The organism is Hydrogenophaga flava NBRC 102514 (assembly GCF_001571145.1).
Taxonomy (GTDB): Bacteria; Pseudomonadota; Gammaproteobacteria; order Burkholderiales; family Burkholderiaceae_C; genus Hydrogenophaga; species Hydrogenophaga flava.
The window spans coordinates 1-24,371 of sequence record NZ_BCTF01000040.1; the positions used below are offsets into that span (position 1 = coordinate 1).

Below are 24,371 nucleotides of genomic sequence, written 5' to 3' on the forward strand. Positions count from 1 at the left end.
CTGTCGATCACACCGATGATGTCGTTGATCTTTCGGCTGCTCTCGTTGATGTCCTTCATGGTCTCGACCACCTGACTCACCACCTGCCCGCCCTGCTGGGCCACGCCACTCGCACTGGCCGCCAGCTGGCTGGCCTGGTGCGCGCTGTCGGCGTTCTGCTGGGCCGTCGCGCCCAGTGCAGTGGTGTTGGAGTTGGTTTCCTCCAGCGCCGCGGCTTGCTGCTCGGTGCGCCCTGAGAGGTCTTCGTTCCCCTGGGCAATCTGGGTGCTGGTGGTGGCCACGCTCTCGGCACTGCCGCGCACATCGGCCACCACACGAGACAGCGAAGACTGCATCTCGTCCAGAGCGGCCAGCAGCGGCGAGAACTCGTCGCGCCCGTGATCGCGCACCGAGGTGCTCAGGTCTCCGTCCCGCACCCGCTCGGCCGTGGCCTGGGCCAGCGCCACACGACGCCGCAGCTGCCCACCCACCCAGATGGAGAACGCCAGCAGGCCGATGGCGATGAGCGCCACCAGCACGAGCAGCGCGGTGGACGTTGTGTGGACCCGGCTCTCGATGGTGCGGATATCGTCACCCAGCGCCTCCTCCTGGTACTTCACGCCCTCGGAGATCGCCTTGAGCAGCTCGTTGCGCGCCGGGATGGTCTTGTCCACAAGGAAGGCGAACGCCTCGGCCCTCTGCCCGTTCTTGATCAGCGCAATGTTCTCTTCACCGATCCTCCAGAACTTGTCCATCAGCGGTGGCAGTGGGGCGAACTGGGCCTTGCCTCTTTCGGTGAAGAGACTTTTCTCGTAGTCGCCCATGATCTTTGCAATGAGCTGCCGCTTGGCACCGATGTCGGCCATCGTGTCATCCAGCTCCTGTGGCGTGCGCGAGAGCATGGCGTGACGCAATTGCAGTGACACCCGGGTGATGCCCAGCTCCAGATCGGCCATCGCCGTGCGCTGCGGCACACGCACTGTGGCCGTCTGCTCGGCCTTGCTGTAGGCCTCCTGCAGATTGAAATAGGCAAAGCCCGCCAGCGCCACCAGCGCCAGCGATATCACGATGCTGAGCGCGTAGAGGCGGCGTGCAATACCAAACGAAAAGCTCTTGTTCATGGACCGCTTTCATGCAACGAGCCACTGTTGTCAACGGCTCACAGACACGCGCCAGACATCCGGTGCGTCGTCGTCCTGTTCACTATCGGCAATTACCCCGAGGCCTATAGGGCAAAAAAAGCGGCTTTTGCGGCCGCATATGAAGTGAATGCTTTTCGGTCACCCGATGTGTCACCAGGTCCGTCACAAGCGCTACCCCGTGACGCAACAGGCTCTGGTACAAGACGGCCATGGACCTCACCACCGCCCTCGTCCCCACCGCCGCCATCGACAGCGACCACCCCGCCGTGACGGCCTTTGCGCGCGAACACGCCACCGGCCAGACCGAGCGCGAGCGGGCGGTCTCGCTGTACCTGGCGGTGCGCGACCGCCTGCGCTACGACCCCTACCGCATCGACCTGTCGGCACCGGGCATGCGGGCGAGCACGGCGCTGTTGCAGGGGTTTGGCTGGTGCGTGCCCAAGGCGGTGGCATTGGCGGCGGTGGCGCGCGCCGCGGGCATTCCGGCCCGGCTGGGGTTTGCCGACGTGCGCAACCACCTCTCGACCGAGCGGCTGCGCCAGACCATGAAAACCGACGTCTTCGCCTGGCACGGCTACACCGCGCTCTGGCTGGACGGCGCCTGGCGCAAGGCGACGCCGGCCTTCAACCTCTCGCTGTGCGAGAAATTCGGCCTGCTGCCGCTGGAGTTCGACGGCATCGGCGACTCGCTCTACCACCCCTACGACCGCGCGGGGCAGCGGCACATGGAGTATGTGAACGAGCGCGGGCAGTTCGACGACCTGCCGCTGGCCGACATCCGGGCCACGTTTGCCGAGATCTACCCGTTCTGGACACAGGCGCCCGACGTGGGCACGGCCGACTTCGCGCAGGATGCGGCGCGCGAAAGCGCGGCCTGAGCCGGCGCCCGCCGGCCAGTGAACCGGTGACTCAGTTGGAGAACTTGAAGACCGCCGTGCTGGCCAGCAGGTTGGGCGCGAAGCGCACCTCGCGGTCCTCCTGCAGGCCGAAGCTGTCGTCCACCGTCAGGCCGCAGCTGCGCGCCAGCACCTCGAAATCGGCGTAGGTGCCGACGCGGATGTTGGGCGTGTCGTACCACTGGTAGGGCAGCCGACGGGTCACGGGCATGCGGCCCTGCAGCACCGCCAGCCGGTTGGGCCAGTGTGCGAAGTTGGGAAAGGCCACGATGCCGATGCGGCCCACGCGCGCGGTCTCGCGCAACATGGTCTCGGCATTGCGCAGGTGCTGCAGGGTGTCGATCTGCAGCACCACGTCGAAGGCGTCGTCCCCGAACATGGAGAGGCCGTCTTCCAGGTTCAGCTGCAGCACGTTGACCCCCCGGCGGATGCAGGCGTGCACCTTGGCGTCGTCGATCTCGACGCCATAGCCGCTGCACTGGCGGGTGGCCTGCAGATGGGCCAGCAAGGCGCCGTCGCCGCAACCGAGGTCGAGCACGCGCGAGCCCGGCGGCACCAGCCGGGCGATGGATTCGAGCAGGTGGCGTTCGCTCATTGCACACCTCCGGCGATGGTCTGTTCAAAGTAGCCCTTCACGGCCGCGTGGTAGCGCGGGTCGTCGAGCAGGAAGGCGTCGTGCCCGTGCGGCGCGTCGATCTCGGCGTAGCTCACGTCGCGCCGGTTCTCCAGCAGGGCCTTGACGATCTCGCGCGAGCGCGCGGGCGAGAAGCGCCAGTCGGTGGTGAAGCTCACCAGCAGGAACTTGGCCTTCGCACGGGCGAGGGCGGCGCTGAGGTTGCCGTCGAACTCGCGGGCCGGGTCGAAGTAGTCCAGCGCGCGGGTGATGAGCAGGTAGGTGTTGGCGTCGAAGTACTCGCTGAACTTGTCGCCCTGGTAGCGCAGGTAGCTCTCGATCTGGAATTCCACGTCCTGCGTGGAGTAGCGGTAAGCCAGTTCGGCCGCGGCGGTCGGGTCCTCGCCGTCGGCGGCCCGCAGCGTCCGCCCGAACTTCTCGTTCATCACGTCGTCGCTCAGGTAGGTGATGTGGCCGATCATGCGGGCGATGCGCAGGCCGCGGCGCGGCAGCGTGCCGGCGCGCAGGTAATGGCCGCCGTGGAAGTCCGGGTCGGTGACGATGGCGCGGCGCGCCACCTCGTTGAACGCAATGTTCTCGGCCGTGAGGTTGGGCGCGCTGGCCACCACCACCGCGTGGCGCACGCGCTCGGGGTATTGCAGCGTCCAGGACAGCGTCTGCATGCCCCCCAGGCTGCCACCCATGACGGCGGCGAGCTGCCCGATGCCCAGCACGTCCAGCAGCCGGGCCTGGGCGTCGACCCAGTCCTCCACCGTCACCACCGGAAAGTCGGCCCCCCAGGGCTGACCGGTGGCCGGGTTGGTGTGGGTCGGACCGGTGCTGCCGAAGCAGGAACCGATGTTGTTCACGCCGATCACGAACCAGCGGTTGGTGTCCACCGCCTTGCCCGGGCCGATCATGTTGTGCCACCAGCCTTCGCTGCGCGCGATCGGCTGGCCACGCTCGTCGGCATGGAGACCGGCCACGTGGTGGCTGGCGTTCAGGGCGTGGCAGATCAGCACGGCGTTGGACCGATCGGCGTTGAGGGTGCCGTAGGTTTCATAGACCAGCTCATAGGCCGGCAGGACCGCGCCGCTCCGCAGCGGCAGGGGCTCATCGAAGCGCTGGGTTTGTGGTGTGACGATCACGGTGGTTCACCTCGGGGGCTGGCAAAGCCCCAAAAACAGAAATCCCGGTGCCGCAAGGTGCGAGACCGGGAGTCCCCCCTTTAGCGGTATTTGTAAAGCGCCCGCAATCCGGACAAATCGGCGCTGGGAAACAGTATAGAGGGAAGGCCGGCGCCCATGTTCTGTCGCGCTGCGGGGCCCTGGCGGAGGTCTGGTGTTGCAAATGCGCACCAGCGCCGTAGGCGGCTTGACGCACCCCCAAAAAAAGAACTTGCTTTCGGACAAACGGCGCATAATGGCCCGGCGAGCGTCCAAAACGCGCGCAAAACAAGTGATCGGTTGGTTTCGCGTGCTACAGAATTGTTTGCTGCCGGGGCTCCATCGCTATCTTTTTCAGTGTTTCTAGGAGTCCCGACCATGGGCAACAAACTGTACGTGGGCAACCTGCCCTACACCGTGCGCGACGAAGACCTGCAACAGTCCTTCAGCGCCTTTGGCTCTGTCAACAGCGCCAAGGTGATGATGGAACGTGACACCGGTCGCTCCAAGGGTTTTGGCTTTGTCGAGATGGGCAGCGATGCCGAGGCACAGGCCGCCATCCAGGGCATGAACGGCCAGTCGCTGGGTGGTCGTAGCCTCGTGGTCAACGAAGCCCGTCCCATGGAACCGCGCCCCCCCCGCTCCGGTGGCGGTGGTTTCGGCGGAGGCCGTCGTGAAGGCGGCTACGGCGGTGGTGGTGGCGGCGATGGCGGCTTCCGCAGCCCCTACGGCAACGGTGGCCGTCGCGAAGGCGGTGGCGGTCGCGGCGGTTACTGATTCCCCGCAGGCAGGCCGGTGCACCGCACAGGCCTGCGGCCCCAGACAAAAGCCCCTCGACGAGGGGCTTTTTCATGCCGGGTTGCCGCGTGAGTCAACAGCGTCAGGACGCAGGCTTGCCATGGCCCTGCCGATGCTTGCGCGCACGCCCGGCCAGCAGCCGATCGAACCAGGCGTTGGGCAGCAGCCGCAACAGCTTGGCCACCACCCCCATCTGCCAGGGAATGACGCGGTAGCTGCTGCCAGCCTCGATCGCGGCGAAGGCCCGGTCGGCAAACACCTCGGGGCTGAGCAGAAACGGCATCGCATAGCGGTTCTCGCGGGTCAGCGGCGTGTCCACGTAGCCCGGCAGCAGGGTCACCACCCGCACGCCACTGCCCCGCAATTCGCCGCGCAGGCTTTCGCAATAGGCCACCACAGCGGCCTTGCTGGCGCAGTAGGCGCCGTGTCCCGGCAGACCCCGGATCGCCGCCACGCTGGCGATGCCAACCAGCCGCCCGCTGCCTCGCTCGCGCATGAGCGCCACGAAGGGGTGGAAGGTGGCGGCCATACCGGTGTTGTTGGTGGCGAAGGTGCGCTCCATCACCGCCAGGTCGTCGTGCTCGGCCGTGTCCATGCCGATGCTGATGCCGGCGTTGGCCACGACCACCTCGGGCACGCCCTGCTGCTCCAGGCAACTCTGGCCCGCCTGCACGATGCTGTCAATGTCGGCCACATCGGCGCGGTAGACGCGGCAGCGCTGGGCATCCCAGCCCTGCGCATCCACCCAGGCCTGCAGCTCCTCACTGCGCCGGGCCACCAGGGCCAGCCGGTAGCCGGCGCGGGCACAGCGCAAGGCAAGCGCCTGACCGATGCCACTGGAAGCGCCGGTGATGAAGGCCAGCGGCGCGCTGGTGGCCGGCGTACCGCTCATGGGCGGGGGGCGAACAGGGCGCGCACGTGGCCGGTGAGCACCGCCACACGGGCGTCGCCCGAATAGTCGAGGTTGTCGGCCGTGATCTGGTCCTGATCGCGCACCAGCAGCACGGGCTGGTCGGACATGATGTGCTCCGGCTCGGTGCTCACCCGCAGGTACTCGCCGTGGAACTCCAGCCGCGGCAGCGGTTGCCCGTCGGCGCCTTTGCCAGCCTGACGGACCACGGCGGCATTGCCCTCCAGCACAAACACCGTGCCTTCGTCGTTGCTGGTGATCTGCCGGGCCGTGGCGGTGGAGAGCTGGCGCTGCTGCCCGAAGGAGCGCACGCGGGCGGCATCCACCACCAGGGTTCCGACGTCAGGGTGGTGCCGCGCCGCCGTGCCGTACAGCTCGGTCTTCAGCGCCCCGTTCGGCTCGAACACCTTGACCGAGAAGCGCTGCATGAAGTAATCGGGCTCGTGGGTCACCTCGGGCTTGGGACCGGGCTCTTCCGGAATCGGCGTTGCCCGCAACAGCCAGTACGAGGCAAGCGCCAGCAGCATCATGAGCAGCACGGGCAGGTAGATGGACATGCGGTCCCACCAGCGCGAGAAGCTGTGGCGGCCAGAAGAGGTCGCCGGCAGGGTTGCGGTGTTCATCGCGCCGCCGCCTCCAGCTCCGCCGCATAGGCGCCCCGCGCCACCAGCAGCAGGTCGCACAGCTCGCGCACCGCGCCGGCACCCGGCAGGCGCTGCGTCACATGGTGGGCCAGCGCCAGCACCTCGGGATGGGCGGTCGGTGGAACGCAGGCGAAGGCCACGCGGCGCAGCATGGGCAGATCCGGCCAGTCGTCACCCATGGCGGCTGCGGCCGACCAGTCCAGGCCCAGCTCGGCCAGGATGGCTTCGGCGGCCGGGCGCTTGTCCTCGGTGCCAAAGCGCGTGTGGCGCACACCCAGCGCGGACAGGCGGGCCCGCAGCGCCAGGGAGTCGCGGCCGCTGACGACGGCCGGCGTGATGCCCGCGCGCTGCAGCAGCTTGATGCCATGGCCATCGAGGGTGTGAAAGCGCTTGAGCGCTTCGCCCGACTCGCCAAAATACAGGCCGCCGTCGGTGAGCACCCCGTCGACATCGAAAAACACCACGCGCACCGGCTGCGCCCGCAGCAGCAGCTCGGGATCAAAGTTCAGCACAGGGCGCAGGGGCGGCAGGTTCACGGACATCCGGCAATGCTAACGGGTGGCCGGCTCAGATGACCTTGGCCCGCATGAGGTCGTTGCTGTTGAGGGCACCCACCAGCGCACCGATGTCGTCGACGACCAGCACGCTGGTGATGCGGCTGGCTTCCATCAGGTCGGCGGCCTCCACGGCCAGCGCGTCGGCGCGCACGGTGCGCGGGTTCGGATGCATCACGTCCCCGGCGCTCAGCGCCCGCAGGTCGGTGCTGTTGCCGGTGCGCTCGATGACCCGCCGCAGGTCGCCGTCGGTGAAGATACCCAGCACCTGCCCGGCGGCGTCGACCACCGCGCTCATGCCCAGCCCCTTGGCGCTCATCTCGCGCATCAGGCCCATCAGGGGCACGTCGGCGGTCACGCGCGGCACGTCGTCGCCGCTGCGCATCACGTCGCTGACATGGGTCAGCAGCTTGCGCCCCAGCGACCCGCCCGGGTGGGAGCGGGCGAAGTCGTCGGCCTTGAAGCCCCGGGCGTCCAGCAGCGCCACGGCCAGCGCGTCGCCCAGCGCCAGCTGCGCGGTCGTGCTGGCCGTGGGCGCGAGGTTGTGCGGGCAGGCCTCGCGGGCGACCGCGGTGTCCAGCACCACATCGGCATGGCGCGCCAGGGTGGAGTCCAGCCGACCGGTGAAGGCGATCAGGGGCACGCCCATGCGCTTGATCAGCGGCAGGATGGCCGACAGCTCGTCGCTCTCGCCGCTGTTGCTGATGCCCAGCACCACGTCGACGGGCGTGATCATGCCCAGGTCGCCATGGCTGGCTTCGGCGGGGTGCACGAACATGGCCGGTGTGCCGGTCGAGGCCAGGGTGGCGGCGAGCTTGCGGCCGATGTGGCCGCTCTTGCCCATGCCGGTGACCACGACCCGGCCGGTGCAGGACAGCAGGCAGCGCACCGCATCGGCAAAGCGCTCGTCCAGCCGGCCGGCCAGCGCCGTCACCGCCTCGGCCTCGATCTGAAGGGTCTCGCGCGCCATCGCCAGCAGGCGCGTGGCATCTGTGGAAAGGGCCGTGCTCATGGGCGGATTATCGCGTGGGGCACCCATTACCATCGGAGAGCATGAATTCACTGGACATCACCCTGCTGTACCTGCTGGCGGCCGTGCTGGGAGTGGTCGGCTGTCGCATGCTGCGGCTGCCGCCCATGCTGGGCTACCTGGTGGTCGGCGTGGTGATCGGTCCGAACGCACTGGCGCTGGCCCAGAACTCTCAGGGCCTGCGCTATCTGGCGGAGTTCGGCGTGGTGTTCCTGATGTTCGTGATCGGGCTGGAGTTCAGCCTGCCCAAGTTGCGCGCCATGAAGCGCCACGTGTTCGGGCTGGGCCTGTCCCAGGTGGTGCTGACCGTGCTGCTCACCACCCTGGCCTCACTGGCGCTGGGCTGGTTCCTGCCGACCTGGTGGAAGATGGAGTGGCAGATGGCGCTGGCCCTGGGCGGCGTGATGGCCATGAGCAGCACCGCCATCGTGATCAAGATGGTGGCCGAGCGGCTGGAGCTGGAGTCCGAGCATGGCAAACGGGTGGTCGGCATCCTGCTGTTCCAGGATCTGGCCGTGGTGCCGCTGCTGGTGCTGATCCCGGCGCTTGGCTCACCGCCCGACGAGCTGTTCAAGGCGCTGGGCATCGCCCTGCTCAAGGCCACAGTGCTGCTGGGCATCCTGCTGACCGGCGGGCAGAAGCTGATGCGCTGGTGGCTGACCCTGGTGGCGCGGCGCAAGAGCGACGAGCTGTTCATGCTCAACCTGCTGCTCATCACCCTGGGTCTGGCCTGGATGACCGAACACGCCGGCCTGTCGCTGGCGCTGGGCGCCTTCGTCGCCGGCATGCTGATCTCGGAGACCGAATACAAGCACCAGGTGGAGACCGACATCCGGCCGTTCCACGATGTGCTGCTGGGCCTGTTCTTCATCACCATCGGCATGTTGCTGGACTGGCGCCTGGTGCTGGAACGCTGGCCCCTCGTGCTGCTGCTGCTGTCGCTGTCGCTGGCGTTCAAGATCACCATGATCACCAGCCTGACGCGGCTGTTCGGCGCACCGATGGGCACTGCCCTGCGCACCGGCCTCTACCTGTGCCAGGCCGGCGAGTTCGGCCTGGTGCTGCTCTCGCTGGCCGGGCGGCACCAGCTGGTGCCGCCGGCGCTGTTCAACCCCATCCTCGCGAGCATGGTGATCTCCATGCTCGCCACGCCCTTCATCATCCAGTACACCAACGACATCGTCACCCGCGTGGTGGGCAGCGACTGGCTGATGCAGTCGGTGCAGATGACCAGCATCGCGCGCCGCTCCATCAACGCCGACAAGCACGTGATCATTTGCGGCTACGGTCGCTGCGGCCAGAACCTGGCCCGGCTGCTGGAGGCCGAAGGCATTCCCTACATGGCGCTGGACCTGGACCCCGACCGCGTGCGCCAGGCCGCGGCTGCCGGCCACTCGGTGGTGTTCGGGGACGCTGCGCGCCTGCAGGCGCTCATGGCCGCCGGCCTGCACCGCGCCAGCGCAGTGGTCATCACCTACATCGAGACCGCCAGCGCGCTCAAGGTGCTGCACCATGCGCACGAGCACGCGCCCCAGGTGCCGGTGGTGGTGCGCACCATCGACGACGTCGACGACGGCCGGCTGCGCGCGGCGGGCGCCACCGAGGTGGTGCCCGAGGCCATCGAGGCCAGCCTGATGCTGGCCAGCCACGCGCTGGCACTGGTGGGCGTGCCGATGCGGCGCGTGATCCGGGTGGTGCAGGACCAGCGCGACGCCCGCTACAACCTGCTCAAGGGCTACTTCCACGGCGCCGACGACGACAGCGTGGAGGAGGTCGAACACGAGCGGCTGTCGACGGTGACGATCCCGCCGGGAGGTCGCAAGGTGGGCCGCACGCTGGGCAGCGTGGCGCTGGAAGCCATGGGCGTGCGCGTGGCCAGCCTGCGGCGCGCCGGGGGCCAGAACACACCGTTCGACGACGGCACAGTGCTCGACGGCGGTGACACCCTGGTGCTCAGCGGCAAGGCACCCGCACTGGCCCTGGCCGAAGAAAAGCTGCTGGGCGGCGGCTGAGCCTCCGGGTTTCCCCCAATCCGTCCACCGGGAACCCTCTGGCGGCGCTGACATCGCATCTTCTTTCAACCCACCAGAGGATTTGCAGATGGATCGACGCGCTTTCCTGGGTGCCGGCATGGCCGGCGCCACCGCCCTGACCTTTTCATCCGTGTGGTCGCAGCAGGCCACGCCGAACTTTGGCCCGCCCACACTGCCGGCCAACGGCGTCAAGCGCATGAAACTGGGCGCGATGGAGGTGGTCGCGCTCAATGACGGTGCGCTGCGCCGCCCGCTGGGCGAGGAGTTCGTGCGCAACGTGCCGCTGGAGCAGGTCAAGTCGCTGCTGGCCTCGCAGAACCTGCCCACCGACTATGTGGACATCCCGTTCACACCCTTCCTGGTGGTCAGCCCGGCGGGGCGCTTCCTGCTGGACACCGGCTTTGCCGACAACGGGCCGCCGACCACCGGCAAGCTCGCGGCGCAGCTGGCGGCCGCGGGATTCAAGCCCGAAGACATCGACCACGTGGTCATCAGCCACTACCACGGCGACCACATCAACGGTCTGCGCAAGAAGGACGGCTCGCTGGCATTCCCCAAGGCCAAGGTGCACGTGCCGGCACCTGAACACGCCTTCTGGTTCGACGACGCCAAGATGAACGCGGCCCCTCCGGCCGCCAAAGGCGCCTTCGAGAACGCTCGCAAGGTCATCGGCAGCCTGCCGGCCGACATCCTGGTGAAGTACGAGCCCGGCCAGGAGCTCGCGCCTGGCATCAAGGCCGAGGCGGCGTTCGGCCACACACCGGGCATGAGCATGGTGTCGGTGCAGTCCGAGGGGCAGAGGTTCATGTACGTGGCCGACCTCACCAACGTGCCCTCACTGTTCGCGCGCAGCCCGGACTGGGCGGTGCAGTTCGACATGGACGCCGAGATGGCCCGCCAGACCCGCCGCCGCGTGTTCGACATGCTGGTCAAGGACAAGGTGATGGCCGGCGGCTACCACTTCCCGTTCCCGGCCTTCGGCACCATCGAGACCGCGGGCAGCGGCTACCAGTTCAAGCCCGTCGCCTGAGCGCCGCGGTGGTGTCTTCATAATGGCTTCCATGGACACCACCGCCTTCCTCAAGAGCCACATCCGCACCGTGCCCGACTGGCCCGCGCCGGGCGTGCAGTTCCGCGACATCACGCCGCTGCTGCAGGACCCGCGGGTCTTCCGGGTGCTGATCGACACCTTCGTGCACCGCTACATGGACCCGTCGCTGCGGCCGTCGGTGGTGGCCGGGCTCGATGCCCGCGGTTTCATCATCGGTTCGGTGCTGGCCTACGAGCTGGGTGTCGGCTTCGTGCCGATCCGCAAGAAAGGCAAGCTGCCCTTCACCACGGTCGAAGAGACCTACGAGCTCGAATACGGCAGCGCCACGGTCGAACTGCACACCGACGCGGTGAAGACCGGTGACCGTGTACTGCTGATCGACGACCTCATCGCCACCGGCGGCACCATGATGGCTGGCCGCCGCCTGCTGGAGAAACTGGGGGCCGAGGTGATCGAAGGAGCCGCCATCGTGGACCTGCCGGAACTCGGCGGTTCACGCAAACTGCTCGACACCGGCCTGCCCCTCTTCACGCTGGTGCATTTCGAAGGCCACTGAGCGTGGCCCGGCTGGCCTGGTCAGAGCCTGCCGTACTGGGTTTCGCTCAGTCCGGCGAAATCGCTGTGGACTTCCGGCGGTTGCTCCATCTGGGCCACGGCCGGAGCCTCCATGCGGTGTGCAGGCAACGCCGGGGTCTCCAGGGCTGAGCGGAATGCCGCCACCTGTTCGGGGGCCAGCGGGCGCGCAGAACCGGATGCCGCCGCGCTCTCGCGCCGGGTCTGCGCCGCCACCGATGCCTTGAGTGCCACCCCCCGCAGATCGTGCACGGGCTGGCGGCGCCAGTACACCGCCTGCACCTGCATGGAATGGCGCGAGCGGGCACTGCCCTGGATCCAGCGCTCGATCTCCAGCAGGTACTCGTCCGGCATCACGTCGGCCGGCAGCGTGAGATTGATCAGTACCAGGAAGCCATCGCCCGTGGAGTCCAGGGCCAGCACCTTGAACTCGTAGCTGGTGGACAGCACGCCCGCGCGGATCAGGGACTCGCGCACGACCGAAAACAGCTGCTCCCTGCGCAGGATGCGCCGTCCCCGCCGAGGGGAGATCAGGGGCAGCGTGGTCTGGCCAAAGGAGCGGCGGGGCTTGCGCACGCCAGCGGCTCCGGCGTCGGACTTTTTGGCTTGCAGCCAGCGTAGGAGGGACATGGGCGGAGTATGCCTTCAGGAACGTTGACTTGTGACAGGGGCGGCGGGGCAGACGCTCATCACCGGACGCCGGATGTCGTGCATCCGCATCAGGTGACGGCCACGCGCTTGGGCTTGTTGTACATGCGCCGGGCCAGCACCGCGGCCATGGCCACGGTCAGTTCCAGCGCGATGACGGGGAAACGGGTGGACAACTCGCGGAACCGCAGCGGGGTCAGGCACCACAGCCGACTGTGGCCACCGGCGTTCACCGTCGCGCTGCGGGGCAGGTGGCTGAAAAACGCCCCCTCGCCCAGCACCGAACCCGCGCCGACCATGGCGATGCGCACCCGGTCCTTGTCGTCTTCGTAATGCACGGTGAGGCTGCCGCTCTCGACAAAGTAGACCGTGCGGTCCTTGACGCCCTGCTCGATGAGCACCTGCCCCTGGCTGAGGGTCACTGGCTGCAGGTAGTCGCCCAGCAATTGCCATTGCGCGTCCGAGAGGTTCGCCGGCACGGCGTCCAGCGCGCTGCTGGCACGCATGGCCTGCGCCAGTGCCAGCACATCGAACCGCGCATCGGTGGGAACTCGGGCGTTCATCCTCGCACCATAACGGCGGGTGCCATGGCCGTACAAGCCATGGTTACGGTTGCTTACGCTTTGGCTCCCAATGGCTACCCAAAGGAGGCCAGCGGTGGGTCTGTTAACGCCCCGTCACACTTTGGCGCGCGCCAGCCAGCGCCGAAACACGCGGCCGGCCCGGCGGTACGGCGCCATCAGCCGCCACGACCGGCTGGCCAGGAGCTCGGCCATCCCTCGCTGGCTGTCGGCCAATGCGACCTGCGTCTGTTCAAGAGCCCGCTCGACCTGCTGAAGGTGGTCTTGCTGTTGGGCCAATAGCGCGTCCCGGTGCGTCAGTTCCGAAGCCCTGGCTTCTGCCAGGGCCGTCTGCGCCCGCAACTGCTCTTCCATGAGCCGTTGGGCTCGCGCGAGCCCCTGCACCTGGCGCCGCCAGACCTGGGTGTCCTGCACGGGCTGGTCAACGGCCCGACCCGGGCCTGCCCGCCCGCTGTCGTGCAGGCGGTCGAGCAGCGGTCGCAAGTCAAAAAAGGCCAGCGGAACCATCTCGTTGGTGATCACCATCAGACGCCCCTGCAGGTCGGTGTCCAGCCCCTTGGGACCACCCTCCTGAGGGTTGGAACGCCCCTGCAGAAAGGTGTCTTCGTCCAGCACTCTCAGTCTGTGGTTGTGCCAGAGATCGCCTTGCCACCGACCGCCGGGACAGGTGTAGACGTGCACAAACGGTGCGCCAGCATCGGCCACCAGGATGCGCCGCGAGCTCTCCACGAAGCGCAGGCCATGGGGATAGTCGACGCCCAGCAGGCGGGCCACCGGTTCGGCGTCCGGCCCGAGCGCTCGGCTGGCGTCGTACAGGCGCACGCAATGTTCGTTGTGGTTGCTGACGGCGATCCATCGTCCATCGGGGCTGTGGGCCACCCCGTCGGGGATGTCCAGGCCCCGGGCCAGCAGGGGTGAACCAGCAACAGCACCTGGTCGGACACCGTCCAGATCCACCAGGTGCTGGGTCACCTGGTGCGTGTAGTTGTTGCAGACCAGCACATCCAGGCAGCCGCACCCCAGGGGACGGGCACTGACGGACCCGGGCGTCTCCACCAGCCCCGGGTGCGCAGTTTCAAGGCGCAGCAGGGGCTGCAGCTCGCAGGGCGTCGCGTCTCCCGCAGGCGGCGGGATGCGGAACACCGGCACACCCCCCTGGCGGTTGGCCACCAGCAGGGTGTCGTCGCTGCCCCAGAACAGGCCATGCGGGTAGGAAAACTCGTGCGAGACGAACGGCTGGGGACTGTGCAGGCGCACATGGGGCACCTCTCCACCCCAATCGACGCTGATGCCCAGAACCAGCACCCGGTTGCTCAGATGGCCCGCAATGGCCAGCCGCCGGTTGTCGGGCGACAGGTGTACGTCCTCGGTGCGGCCCAGCTCAGCCAGGGCGGCTGCCACGCCGGGTCCGCACACTACGGGCAGGCGCTCGGCCTCCAGCGTGGGGACTGTGGTCGTCGCGGCGGTATCGAACTCGGCAACACGCATCGGGGCCTGCCGGTGGGGGGGGTGCAAATGTGAGATTTTGTACCCAAGCCAGCAGTCCGCCGGTGCTCACTTCCCGATGCAGAACCGGGAAAAGATCTCGCCCAGCAGGTCGTCGGCGCTGAACTCGCCGGTGATTTCGCCCAGCGCCCCCTGCGCCAACCGCAGCTCTTCGGCCAGCAGGTCCAGGTGCTCGGCCTGCGCCGCCAGGTGCTCGTGTGCCAGCGCCAGGTGTTCGCCCACGCGGCGCAGCGCCTGCAGGTGCCGCTCGCGGGCCATGAACAGGCCGTCGCCCGCGTGCTGCCAGCCGGCCAGGTCGAGCAGGCGCTGGCGCAGCGCCTCCAGGCCCTCGCCCTGCTTGGCCGAAATGACCAGTTCACCGGCCGCCTCGGCGCGCGCCTTCAAAGGCATCGCGCCCGCGCTGCACTGGTCCCGCTTGTTCCACACAGGCAGCAGCGTGACGCCCGATGGCAGGTCGGCGGCAATCGCCGCGTCGGCCGCCTGGTAGTCGGCCTGGTCGGCGCGGCTGAGGTCGTGCAGGAACAGCACCGCGTCGGCCTGTTCGATCTGGCCCCAGGCCCGCTCAATGCCGATCTGCTCCACCTCGTCCACATCGGCGCCGTGGCGCAGGCCGGCGGTGTCGATCACGTGCAGCGGCACGCCTTCGATCTGGATGGTCTGCTGCACCAGGTCGCGCGTGGTGCCGGCGATGGGGGTCACGATGGCCAGCTCGGCCCCCGCCAGCGCATTGAGCAGCGAGCTCTTGCCGGCGTTGGGCTGGCCGGCGATCACCACCTTGAGGCCGTCGCGCAGCAGCGCGCCCTGGCGCGCCTCGGCCAGCACCGCGTCCAGCCCGGCGCGCAGCCGGTCCAGCTGGCCGGTGGCGTCGGCCTTCTGCAGAAAATCGATTTCTTCCTCAGGGAAGTCCAGCGTCGCCTCGACCAGCATGCGCAGGTTCACCAGCGCGTCGCGCAGCGCGTGGATGCGCTCGGAAAACACCCCCGCCAGCGAGCGGCTGGCGCTGCGCGCCGCAGCCTCGGTGCTGGCGTCGATCAGGTCGGCCACCGCCTCGGCCTGCGCCAGATCGAGCTTGTCGTTCAGGAACGCGCGCTCGGTGAACTCACCCGCACGCGCTGGCCGCAGACTGCGCAACAGCGGCTGGCCGTCCTCTCCTACGGTCTGCGCCACCTGCAGGCAGCGCGCCAGCAGCAGCTGCAGCACCACCGGCCCGCCGTGGCCCTGCAGCTCCAGCACGTCCTCGCCGGTATAGGAATGCGGGCCAGGAAACCACAGCGCCAGCCCGTGGTCGATGGGCTGGCCGGCGGCATCAGGGAAGGGCAGGTAGCTCGCCTCGCGGGCCTTGGGCAGTCGCCCCAGCAAAGCCGCCACAAACGGCGCCAGCCCCTGGCCCGACACCCGCACGATGCCCACCGCCCCGCGACCGGGTGCGGTGGCGATGGCGGCGATGGGGTCACGGGACGCAGCGAGCATGGGCGAAAGAATACGGTGGAAAAACAATGGGCCTGCATTGCAGGCCCATCGGATGGTTCAACCCGTCGGTCAGCTCTTGAACAGGGTGATCGGGTTGGTGATCTTCAGCGGCACGCCCATCTTGCTGTTGATGTACGCCTGCTGTGCGATGGTCAGCAGGTTGTTCGTGATCCAGTACAGCACCAGACCGGCCGGGAAGAAGAAGAACATGACCGAGAACATCAGCGGCATCAGCCACATCATCTTGGCCTGCAGCGGATCGGGCGGCAGCGGGTTCAGCGCGGTCTGCACGATCGTGGTCAGCGTCATCACGAACGGCAGCACGTAGAACGGATCCTTGGTCGAGAGGTCGGTGATCCAGCCCATCCAGGGCGCATTGCGCATCTCCACCGACGACAGCAGCACCCAGTACAGCGCGATGAACACCGGAATCTGGATCAGGATCGGGAAGCAGCCACCCAGCGGGTTGACCTTCTCCTCCCGGTAGATCTTCATCATCTCCTGCTGCATCAGCTGCGGGTTGCTCTTCAGGCGCTCACGCATCTCCATGATGCGCGGGTTGATGGCCTTCATCTTGGCCATTGAGCGGTAGGCGCTGGCGTTGAGCCAGTAGAACGCGGCCTTGAGCAGCACCACCAGCAGCACGATCGCCCAGCCCCAGTTGCCCACGAAGCCGTGAATCTTCTCCAGCAGCCAGTACAGCGGCTTGGCAATGATGGTCAGCCAGCCGTAGTCCTTGACCAGCTCCAGGCCGGGGGCTGTGGTTTCCAGCACCTTCTCCAGCTGCGGGCCGACGAACAGGCGCGCGTCCAGCTTCTGGCTCTGGCCGGGGGCGATGGCAGGCAGGGTGCTGATCGCGCCGATGGAGAACAGGTTGTTGTCGATGCGGCGGGCGAAGTTCTCGCGCGCCGTGCCGTCTGGCAGCAGCCAGGCCGAAGTGAAATAGTGCTGCACCATGGCCACGTAACCGTCCGTGGCGCTCTTCTCGAAGGTGGCCTTGTTGTCGGTGATCTTCGCGAACTCGATCTTCTGGTACTTCTGGGCCGAGGTGTAGACCGCCGGGCCGGTGAAGGTCGAATAGAACGGGGTTTCGCTGTCGGTCTTGTTGCCGTCGCGCACCAGCTGCACGTACAGCTGCGGCGTCACGGGTGCAGCGCCGGTGTTGACGACTTCGTGCGACACATCGATGGTGTAGCTGCCGCGCTTGAGGGTGTAGGTCTTGACCAGCTTCACGCCACCGACATCGGCCGATTCGAACTTCACAGCCAGCGTGTCCTGGCCGTCAGTCAGCGAAGCGGGCCCGGGCACCAGCGTCATCGGCGTCTTGTGCGTCGGGAGGCTGCCTCCGATCAGACCGGTCTGCGCGATGTAGGTGTGCTGGTCGTTCTGCGCCAGCAGCTGGAACGGCTCGGAACCCAGCTGCTTGCTGGCGTGCTGCAGCAGCGTGGCGCCGATCAGCGAACCACCTTCGCTGTTGAAAGTCAGCTTGAACACATCGGTGGTCACCTCGTGGCGCACGGCCGCCGGAGCAGGCGCACCCGCGTCGGGCGCGGCTGCCGCCCCAGGAGCGGCAGGAGCACCGGCGGACGTGGCGGCCGGCACGCTGGCATCGGCCGCCGGTGCCGCTTTCTGCTCAGCCGGCGCAGTCACAGCCGACGACGGGAAGAAGGTCGGCGCCTTGCCGTTGTGGATCTGCCACTTGTCCCAGATCAGGACCATCGAAAAACCAAAGACCACCCAGAGGATGGAACGGCGGATGTCGTTCATGAAGGGTTCTTCTTTTCTGAGGAAACAGGAATCAGGTGAGAGAACAGCGCAGGCGCCTTGTCGGGCACCGGGTCGCAACCGCCCTCACACCAAGGACCACAGCGGCCGATGCGCCTGAGCATCAGGTAACCACCGGCCAGCGCACCGTGGCGCTGCAAGGCCCCCAGCGCGTAGACCGAACAGGTCGGCTCGAAACGGCAGCTGCTGCCCAGCCAGGGACTGAGCAACAGGCGATAACCCTTGACCAGTCCGATCAGGGCCAGGCGCGGCCAGTCGCGCATCATGCCGCAACCTCCGGCCGTGCGGCGACGCGCCCCAGCAACTGGGTCAGTTCGGCGCGCACCGCCCGTTTGAGCACATCGGAAGTGGCGCTCAAGAACTGCTCGCGGCTGAACCCGCTTCGCAGCCGCACCACCAGCGCCGCCTGGGGCAGCTGGTCCGCTGCTAGGCGGGTCGCCTCGTACACCTGGCGCCGGATGGCGTTGCGGGTGACCGCCCTCTTGGCCCAGCGCTTGGGCAATACGACGCCCACCCAGGTGTCGGACACCGGAAACAGCAAACGCCCGTGCTCCGGGACTGGCAGTGCCAACCGGTGCAGGGCGAAATGAGGGGTTTTGGCCACGATGGCACCCGCCATGGCAGCCTGAAACTGAGGCCGGGTCCGGATGCGCTGCATCAGACGACCGGTGTCACAGGCGCGCTGGAGAGCGTGGGCCCGGCCGACCAAAGACTGATCGATTCGGCAGGGCGGATCAGGCTCAGACGGCCAGACGCTTGCGGCCCTTGGCGCGGCGTGCGTTGATGACGGCGCGGCCACCGCGGGTCTTCATGCGCACGAGAAAGCCGTGGGTACGGGCGCGCTTGATTTTCGAAGGCTGGTAGGTGCGTTTCATTGCCATGGCAGTGCGGCCCGGACAAAGCCAGGGCTGTTCAAGTTAGAGGGAAACCCGCAATTATCGCTGAGAAAGACCGAAAGCAGCAAGCATGACCGTCGCAACCCCAGACAGGCGGTCGATCCGCCAGCCAGGCCGATGAACTTGTAACAGTCACCCGCGGGGTGTGGATAACTTTTCGACAGGCCTACAATGCCGGTCCAGCCCCGAGCCGTTTGTCCACAAGAACAACCTTTCCCCGCCGTTTCATGATCGAGGGCCACTCCCCCCTTCCTGCTGCCAGCGACGCCTCGTCGCTCTGGCTGTCCTGCGTCGACCGCCTCGCCCAGGAAATCCCCGAGCAGCAGTTCAACACCTGGATCCGTCCGCTTTCGGCCACGGTCGCACCCGACGGTTCGCGCGTGACCGTTGCGGTCGCCAACCGCTTCAAGATGGACTGGATCCGGGCGCAGTACGCGGCCCGGATCACCGCCTTGCTGGAAGGCATCCAGGGTGCGCCAGTGGTATTGGAGTTAGCGCTTGCTCCTCGCGAATCCACCATGCGAAGCACACCTTCGTCGCGAACCGTGCAAGAACAGGTGCTGGCCGAGCTGCCCGACATCGCGCCCGCCGAGCCCACCGCAGCCACCGGTCCGCGCAGCCGCCTGAACCCGGCACTGACCTTTGCCACACTGGTGGAAGGCTCGGCCAACCGCATGGCGCGCGCCGCCGCGATGCACGTGGCGGGCAGCCTGGGCCAGCTCTACAACCCGCTGTTCATCTATGGCGGCGTCGGTCTGGGCAAGACCCACCTGGTGCACGCCATCGGCAACCAGTTGCTGGCCGACAAGCCACAAGCCAAGGTTCTGTACATCCACGCCGAACAGTTCGTCTCGGATGTGGTCAAGTCCTACCAGCGCAAGACGTTTGACGAGTTCAAGGAGCGTTACCACTCGCTCGATCTGCTGCTGATCGACGACGTGCAGTTCTTCGCCAACAAGGAACGCACGCAGGAAGAGTTCTTCAACGCCTTCGAGGCGCTGCTGGCCCGCAAGAGCCACATCGTGCTGACCAGCGACACCTATCCCAAGGGCCTGGCCGACATCCACGAGCGTCTGGTTTCGCGTTTCGATTCCGGCCTGACGGTGGCCATCGAGCCGCCCGAACTGGAAATGCGCGTGGCGATCCTGATCAACAAGGCCGCGGCCGAGAACGCCGTGATGCCCGAGGAAGTCGCCTTCTTCGTTGCCAAGAACGTGCGTTCGAACGTGCGCGAGCTTGAAGGCGCGCTGCGCAAGATCCTGGCCTACAGCCGCTTCAACCAGAAAGAGATCTCGATCCAGCTGGCGCGCGACGCCCTGAAGGACCTGCTGTCGATCCAGAACCGCCAGATCTCGGTCGAGAACATCCAGAAGACGGTGGCCGACTACTACAAGATCAAGGTCGCGGACATGTACAGCAAGAAGCGGCCGGCCAGCATCGCACGCCCGCGCCAGATTGCGATGTTCCTGGCCAAGGAGCTGACCCAGAAGAGCCTGCCCGAGATCGGCGAGCTGTTCGGCGGCCGGGACCACACCACCGTGCTGCACGCGGTGCGCAAGATCGCGGCCGAGCGCCAGACCAACACCGAGCTGAACCAGCAACTGCACGTGCTGGAGCAGACCCTGAAAGGCTGACCGGGGGCGCCCGGGGTGGTCTGTAAAAACAGGTGAAAATAGCTACGTTTTGGGTTTCGAGGGGGCTGCGAGGAACGCCCGAGGAGAGCGCCACGACAGAGCGCCAGTCAACCAGTGACGAAAGAGTCTGACATGATCGTTTTGAAGTCTTCCCAGGCCCAGGTGCTGGCCGCGCTGCAGTCGGTCGCCGGCATCGTCGAGCGGCGCCACACGCTGCCCATCCTGGCCAACGTGCTGCTGCGCAAGACCGGCGGCCAGGTGCAGCTGACCACCAGCGACCTGGAAATCCAGATCCGCACCACGGCCGAGCTGGGCGGCGACGACGGCAGCTTCGCCACCACGATCGGCGCGCGCAAACTGATCGACATCCTGCGCACCATGCCGGCCGACCAGGCCGTCAGCCTCGAACACACCGGCGGCAAGACCATCCTCAAGGGCGGCAAGAGCCGCTTCACGCTGCAGAGCATGCCGCCCGAAGACTTCCCGCTGGTGCAGGAATCGGCCAGCTTTGGCCCGGTGTTCTCCGTGCCGCAGAAGACGCTCAAGAGCCTGCTGGGCCAGGTGTCGTTCGCGATGGCCGTGCACGACATCCGCTACTACCTCAACGGCATCCTGTTCGTGGCTGAGGGGACGAAGCTCTCGCTGGTCGCCACCGACGGCCACCGCCTGGCCTTTGCCAGCGCCGAGCTGGACGTGGAAGTGCCCAAGCAGGAAGTCATCCTGCCGCGCAAGACCGTGCTGGAACTGCAGCGCCTGCTGTCCGACAAGGAAGGCGCGATCGAGATGCAGTTCGCGGCCAACCAGGCCAAGTTCAGCTTCGACGGCATGGAGTTCGTCACCAAGCTGGTCGAGGGCAAGTTCCCCGACTACAACCGCGTCATTCCCAAGAACCACAAGAACATCGTCACGCTGGGGCGCCAGCCGTTGCTGGCCAGCCTGCAGCGCACCGCGATCATGACCAGCGAGAAGTTCAAGGGCGTGCGCCTGAACGTCGAGCCGGGCACGCTGCGTGTCGCGTCCAGCAACGCCGAGCAGGAAGAGGCGGTCGACGAGCTCGACATCGACTACGGCGGCGACGCCATCGAGATCGGCTTCAACGTCACCTACCTGATCGACGCGCTGCAGAACATGGGCCAGGAAATGGTCCGCATCGAACTGCAGGACGGCAACAGCTCCGCGCTGATCACCAACCCCGAAGACAACGCGTTCAAGTACGTGGTCATGCCGATGCGGATCTGATCCGCAACACCCGCAGCCACCTTGCATGCCAACCCGCTGATCAGCGGGTTTGGCGTTTCTAGAAGTCAGAGAAATTCACCATGTCCGAAGCCAACAAGCCCGCCGATTCCGGAAAAGACGCCGTCCACACCGGTGAAGCAGGCGCCGACAGCTCCAATTTCCAGCCCAAGATTGACGCCCACCAGGCCGGCGCGAGCGAGGGGTATGGCGAGGGCGCGATCCAGATCCTGGAAGGCCTGGAGGCCGTTCGCAAGCGCCCGGGCATGTACATCGGCGACACGTCCGACGGCACCGGCTTGCACCACCTCGTCTTCGAAGTCGTGGACAACTCCATCGACGAAGCCCTGGCCGGCCACTGCGACGACATCGTCGTCACTATCCACACCGACAACTCGATCAGCGTGACCGACAACGGCCGCGGCATCCCGACCGGCGTGAAGATGGACGACAAGCACGAGCCCAAGCGCTCGGCCGCCGAAATCGCGCTGACCGAGCTGCACGCGGGCGGCAAGTTCAACCAGAACAGCTACAAGGTCTCGGGCGGCCTGCACGGTGTGGGCGTGTCCTGCGTGAACGCGCTGTCCGTGTGGCTGCGCCTGACCGTGCGCCGTGAGGGCCAGGTGCACCAGATCGAGTTCGCGCGCGGTTTCGTGCAGAACCGCCTTGTCGAGCAGCGCGACGGCGTCGAGGTCTCGCCGATGAAGGTGATCGGCGCGACCGAGAAGCGCGGCACTGAGGTGCACTTCCTGCCCGACACCGAGATCTTCAAAGAGAACAACGACTTCCACTACGACATCCTGGCCAAACGCCTGCGCGAACTCTCGTTCCTGAACAACGGCGTGCGCATCCGCCTCAAAGACGAGCGCAGCGGCAAGGAAGACGACTTCTCGGGCGCCGGCGGCGTCAAGGGCTTCGTGGAGTTCATCAACAAGGGCAAGCAGGTCCTGCACCCCAACTGCTTCCACGCCATCGGCGACCGCCAGAGCGACCAGGGCACCAACATCGGTGTCGAAGTGGCCATGCAGTGGAACAGCGGCTACAACGAGCAGGTGCTCTGCTTCACCAACAACATCCCGCAGCGCGACGGCGGCACCCACCTGACGGGCCTGCGCGCCGCGATGACCCGCGTCATCAACAAGTACATCGAAGAAAACGACTTCGCGAAGAAGGCCAAGGTCGAAGTGACTGGTGACGACATGCGCGAAGGCCTGTGCTGCGTGCTGTCGGTCAAGGTGCCCGAACCCAAGTTCTCCAGCCAGACCAAGGACAAGCTGGTGTCCAGCGAAGTGCGCGGTCCGGTGGAAGACGTGGTGGCCCGCCTGCTGACCGACTACCTTCAGGAGAAGCCCAACGACGCCAAGATCATCTGCGGCAAGATCGTCGAAGCCGCTCGCGCCCGTGAAGCCGCGCGCAAGGCGCGCGAGATGACGCGCCGCAAGGGCGTGCTCGACGGCATGGGCCTGCCTGGCAAGCTGGCCGACTGCCAGGAGAAGGACCCCGCCCTGTGCGAGATCTATATCGTGGAGGGCGACTCCGCCGGGGGCTCGGCCAAACAGGGCCGCGACCGCAAGTTCCAGGCGATCCTGCCGCTGCGCGGCAAGATCCTGAACGTGGAGAAGGCGCGCTACGAGAAGCTGCTGAGTTCCAACGAAATCCTGACCCTCATCACCGCGCTGGGCACCGGCATCGGCAAGGCTGGCGGCGAGGGTTCGGGCGGTGAAGGCAAGGACGACTTCGACGTCGCCAAGCTGCGCTACCACCGCATCATCATCATGACCGACGCCGACGTCGACGGCGCCCACATCCGCACCCTGCTGCTGACCTTCTTCTACCGCCAGATGCCCGAACTGGTCGAGCGCGGCCACATCTACATCGCGCAACCGCCGCTGTACAAGGTCAAGAACGGCAAGGAAGAGCTGTACCTGAAGGACGCACCCGCGCTGGACCAGTACCTGCTGCGCATCGCCCTGAACGGCGCCAAGGTGCAAACCGGTGGCGCCGCCAACACCGTGCTCGAAGGCGACACGCTGGCCGAGCTGGCGCGCAAGCACCAGGCCGCCGAGCGTGTGATCGAGCGCCTCTCCAACTTCATGGATGCCGAAGCCCTGCGCGCGATCGCCGACGGCGTGAGCGTCAAGCTCGACACCGTCGAAGAAGCCGAAGCCAGCGCGGTCGCGATGCAGGCCAAGCTGGCCGAGCTGAGCACCACCGGCGTGCCGCCCGAGGTGGCCGGCGAGTTCGATGTGCGCACCGACAAGCCCATCCTGCGCATCAGCCGCCGCCACCACGGCAACGTCAAGAGCAGCATCCTCACGCAGGACTTCGTGCACGGCGCCGACTACGCCGCCCTGGCCACCGCGGCCGACACCTTCCGCGGCCTGCTGGGCGAAGGCGCCAAGGCGCAACGCGGCGAAGGCGACAAGCAGAAGGAAGAAAAGGTCGGCGACTTCCGCCAGGCCATGCAATGGCTGATCAGCGAAGCCGAACGCACCACCAGCCGCCAGCGCTACAAAGGCCTGGGCGAAATGAACCCCGAGCAGCTGTGGGAAACCACCATGGACCCGCAGGTGCGCCGCCTGCTGCGCGTGCAGATCGACGACGCGATCGAAGCCGACCGCGTGTTCACGATGCTGATGGGGGATGAGGTAGAGCCGCGTCGGGATTTCATCGAGACGAACGCGTTGCGGGCTGGCAACATCGACGTGTGATGATGTCGGGTGACAGGGAAAGTGAAAACTTTGCCAGGTTAGTGAAAAACTACTGACACTGTTACTGCAAAAATCCGACGCCCCCCGCTGCTCCCATGTGGACATGCATGGGGTAGTGTTTCCGCGGAAAGTACTGTGATGGGCGGTTTGGACTGACCTGCCGCTACCTGAAGCAGTACATAGGGCGTGCTCTATAGCTAGTCTATTTTGTCGACGGGCTAAACGACTTGATGTCGCCCAGCGATTGAGTGGCTGCGTCAGGATGGGAGCGGAAGTCCACCAAGGGCTGCTTTCTCAACTAGACAACTCCTCCAGCGGCAACCCGGGCATGCTTCTGAGAACGAACTGGCCAGACGTAGCGCGTATCGCCGATGGAAGCGACTTCGACACTTGAGCTTGTTCTTACCGGCAACAGTATCGGCGCAGGTCACCTCGTCGACACAACCCACAGCGATAGGTTCGGGCATCGCCATGGCCATCAGTCGCCGGTATGCAAGCGATGGACATCTGCACTG

23 protein-coding genes and 1 riboswitch are annotated in these 24,371 nt (G+C 66.7%); of the genes, 8 read left to right on the forward strand and 15 right to left on the reverse strand.

Annotated features, from left to right (window positions below):
• On the reverse strand, positions 1–1,100 hold a 1,100-nt coding region (locus tag HFL01S_RS23355), incomplete at its 3' end, for an MCP four helix bundle domain-containing protein (RefSeq protein ID WP_157539080.1).
• Positions 1,101–1,330: 230 nt separating this feature from the next.
• Here HFL01S_RS23355 and HFL01S_RS23360 point away from each other — a divergent pair.
• The gene (locus HFL01S_RS23360) at positions 1,331–1,999 is read left to right on the forward strand and encodes a transglutaminase domain-containing protein (protein WP_066263453.1); all 669 of its coding nucleotides are present in this window, start codon (positions 1,331–1,333) and stop codon (positions 1,997–1,999) included.
• 31 nt (positions 2,000–2,030) lie between these two features.
• On the opposite strand, the gene metW is transcribed toward HFL01S_RS23360, so the two are convergent.
• Together metW and metX are read right to left on the reverse strand one after the other, a co-directional pair.
• Positions 2,031–2,612 carry a methionine biosynthesis protein MetW gene (gene metW, locus HFL01S_RS23365; protein ID WP_066160783.1) on the reverse strand — a complete coding sequence of 194 codons (582 nt, stop codon included), beginning with the start codon at positions 2,610–2,612 and terminating at the stop codon, positions 2,031–2,033.
• Positions 2,609–3,778, reverse strand: coding sequence for a homoserine O-succinyltransferase MetX (metX, locus tag HFL01S_RS23370; RefSeq protein WP_066263455.1), 1,170 nt, complete (start codon positions 3,776–3,778; stop codon positions 2,609–2,611). Before metX ends, metW begins: the two co-directional genes overlap by 4 nt.
• Before the next feature lie 63 nt (positions 3,779–3,841).
• Positions 3,842–3,912: riboswitch (SAM riboswitch) on the reverse strand.
• A 262-nt stretch (positions 3,913–4,174) separates the two neighbouring features.
• On the opposite strand from metX, the gene rbp reads away from it, so the two are divergent.
• On the forward strand, positions 4,175–4,573 hold the full coding sequence (gene rbp, locus HFL01S_RS23375) for an RNA-binding regulator (protein WP_066263458.1): 399 nt from the start codon (positions 4,175–4,177) through the stop codon (positions 4,571–4,573).
• 103 nt (positions 4,574–4,676) lie between these two features.
• Here rbp and HFL01S_RS23380 read toward each other — a convergent pair whose 3' ends face one another.
• The 4 genes from HFL01S_RS23380 to HFL01S_RS23395 are packed head-to-tail and all read right to left on the reverse strand — an operon-like array spanning position 4,677 to position 7,714.
• Positions 4,677–5,486 carry an SDR family oxidoreductase gene (locus HFL01S_RS23380; protein WP_066263460.1) on the reverse strand — a complete coding sequence of 270 codons (810 nt, stop codon included), beginning with the start codon at positions 5,484–5,486 and terminating at the stop codon, positions 4,677–4,679.
• Positions 5,483–6,127, reverse strand: a complete 645-nt coding sequence (gene lptC, locus HFL01S_RS23385; protein WP_066263462.1) for an LPS export ABC transporter periplasmic protein LptC — start codon at positions 6,125–6,127, stop codon at positions 5,483–5,485. The genes HFL01S_RS23380 and lptC overlap by 4 nt, the downstream gene beginning before the upstream one ends.
• Positions 6,124–6,690, reverse strand: a complete 567-nt coding sequence (locus HFL01S_RS23390; RefSeq protein WP_066263465.1) for a KdsC family phosphatase — start codon at positions 6,688–6,690, stop codon at positions 6,124–6,126. The genes lptC and HFL01S_RS23390 overlap by 4 nt, the downstream gene beginning before the upstream one ends.
• A 25-nt stretch (positions 6,691–6,715) precedes the next feature.
• A complete protein-coding gene (locus tag HFL01S_RS23395) occupies positions 6,716–7,714 on the reverse strand; it encodes a KpsF/GutQ family sugar-phosphate isomerase (RefSeq protein ID WP_066263467.1) in 999 nt (332 codons plus the stop codon).
• A gap of 41 nt (positions 7,715–7,755) precedes the next feature.
• On the opposite strand from HFL01S_RS23395, the gene HFL01S_RS23400 reads away from it, so the two are divergent.
• From HFL01S_RS23400 to HFL01S_RS23410, 3 genes are all read left to right on the forward strand, one after another.
• On the forward strand, positions 7,756–9,744 hold the full coding sequence (locus HFL01S_RS23400; RefSeq protein ID WP_066263471.1) for a monovalent cation:proton antiporter family protein: 1,989 nt from the start codon (positions 7,756–7,758) through the stop codon (positions 9,742–9,744).
• A gap of 88 nt (positions 9,745–9,832) precedes the next feature.
• Positions 9,833–10,795, forward strand: a complete 963-nt coding sequence (locus HFL01S_RS23405) for an MBL fold metallo-hydrolase (protein ID WP_066263477.1) — start codon at positions 9,833–9,835, stop codon at positions 10,793–10,795.
• A 31-nt stretch (positions 10,796–10,826) separates the two neighbouring features.
• Entirely contained in the window at positions 10,827–11,372 is a 546-nt protein-coding gene (locus HFL01S_RS23410; protein WP_174525262.1) for an adenine phosphoribosyltransferase, read from the forward strand.
• A gap of 20 nt (positions 11,373–11,392) precedes the next feature.
• Here the strand turns inward: HFL01S_RS23410 and HFL01S_RS23415 are convergent, their stop codons facing one another.
• The 8 genes from HFL01S_RS23415 to rpmH form a co-directional block, all read right to left on the reverse strand.
• A complete protein-coding gene (locus tag HFL01S_RS23415) occupies positions 11,393–12,019 on the reverse strand; it encodes a hypothetical protein (protein WP_066263481.1) in 627 nt (208 codons plus the stop codon).
• An 89-nt stretch (positions 12,020–12,108) separates the two neighbouring features.
• Positions 12,109–12,600: a Crp/Fnr family transcriptional regulator gene (locus tag HFL01S_RS23420; RefSeq protein WP_066263487.1), complete on the reverse strand. Its 492-nt coding sequence runs from the start codon at positions 12,598–12,600 to the stop codon at positions 12,109–12,111.
• Positions 12,601–12,714: 114 nt separating this feature from the next.
• Positions 12,715–14,106 (reverse strand): LpqB family beta-propeller domain-containing protein, encoded by a 1,392-nt coding sequence (locus tag HFL01S_RS23425; RefSeq protein ID WP_066263489.1) that lies wholly within the window; start codon positions 14,104–14,106, stop codon positions 12,715–12,717.
• A 66-nt stretch (positions 14,107–14,172) separates the two neighbouring features.
• Positions 14,173–15,594, reverse strand: coding sequence for a tRNA uridine-5-carboxymethylaminomethyl(34) synthesis GTPase MnmE (mnmE, locus tag HFL01S_RS23430; protein ID WP_066263491.1), 1,422 nt, complete (start codon positions 15,592–15,594; stop codon positions 14,173–14,175).
• Positions 15,595–15,663: 69 nt separating this feature from the next.
• Positions 15,664–17,361, reverse strand: a complete 1,698-nt coding sequence (gene yidC / locus HFL01S_RS23435; RefSeq protein WP_066263494.1) for a membrane protein insertase YidC — start codon at positions 17,359–17,361, stop codon at positions 15,664–15,666.
• The gene (yidD, locus tag HFL01S_RS23440; RefSeq protein WP_066263496.1) at positions 17,358–17,645 is read right to left on the reverse strand and encodes a membrane protein insertion efficiency factor YidD; all 288 of its coding nucleotides are present in this window, start codon (positions 17,643–17,645) and stop codon (positions 17,358–17,360) included. The genes yidC and yidD overlap by 4 nt, the downstream gene beginning before the upstream one ends.
• A complete protein-coding gene (locus HFL01S_RS23445; protein WP_066263504.1) occupies positions 17,642–18,037 on the reverse strand; it encodes a ribonuclease P protein component in 396 nt (131 codons plus the stop codon). Before HFL01S_RS23445 ends, yidD begins: the two co-directional genes overlap by 4 nt.
• 82 nt (positions 18,038–18,119) lie before the next feature.
• Positions 18,120–18,254: a 50S ribosomal protein L34 gene (gene rpmH, locus HFL01S_RS23450; protein WP_066096666.1), complete on the reverse strand. Its 135-nt coding sequence runs from the start codon at positions 18,252–18,254 to the stop codon at positions 18,120–18,122.
• Positions 18,255–18,502: 248 nt separating this feature from the next.
• Here rpmH and dnaA point away from each other — a divergent pair, with 248 nt between their 5' ends.
• From dnaA to gyrB, 3 genes are all read left to right on the forward strand, one after another.
• Positions 18,503–19,909 (forward strand): chromosomal replication initiator protein DnaA, encoded by a 1,407-nt coding sequence (dnaA, locus tag HFL01S_RS23455; RefSeq protein ID WP_066263499.1) that lies wholly within the window; start codon positions 18,503–18,505, stop codon positions 19,907–19,909.
• A gap of 132 nt (positions 19,910–20,041) precedes the next feature.
• A complete protein-coding gene (gene dnaN, locus HFL01S_RS23460; RefSeq protein ID WP_066160732.1) occupies positions 20,042–21,148 on the forward strand; it encodes a DNA polymerase III subunit beta in 1,107 nt (368 codons plus the stop codon).
• Positions 21,149–21,228: 80 nt separating this feature from the next.
• Entirely contained in the window at positions 21,229–23,856 is a 2,628-nt protein-coding gene (gene gyrB / locus HFL01S_RS23465) for a DNA topoisomerase (ATP-hydrolyzing) subunit B (RefSeq protein ID WP_066263501.1), read from the forward strand.
• Positions 23,857–24,371 lie beyond the last annotated feature (515 nt).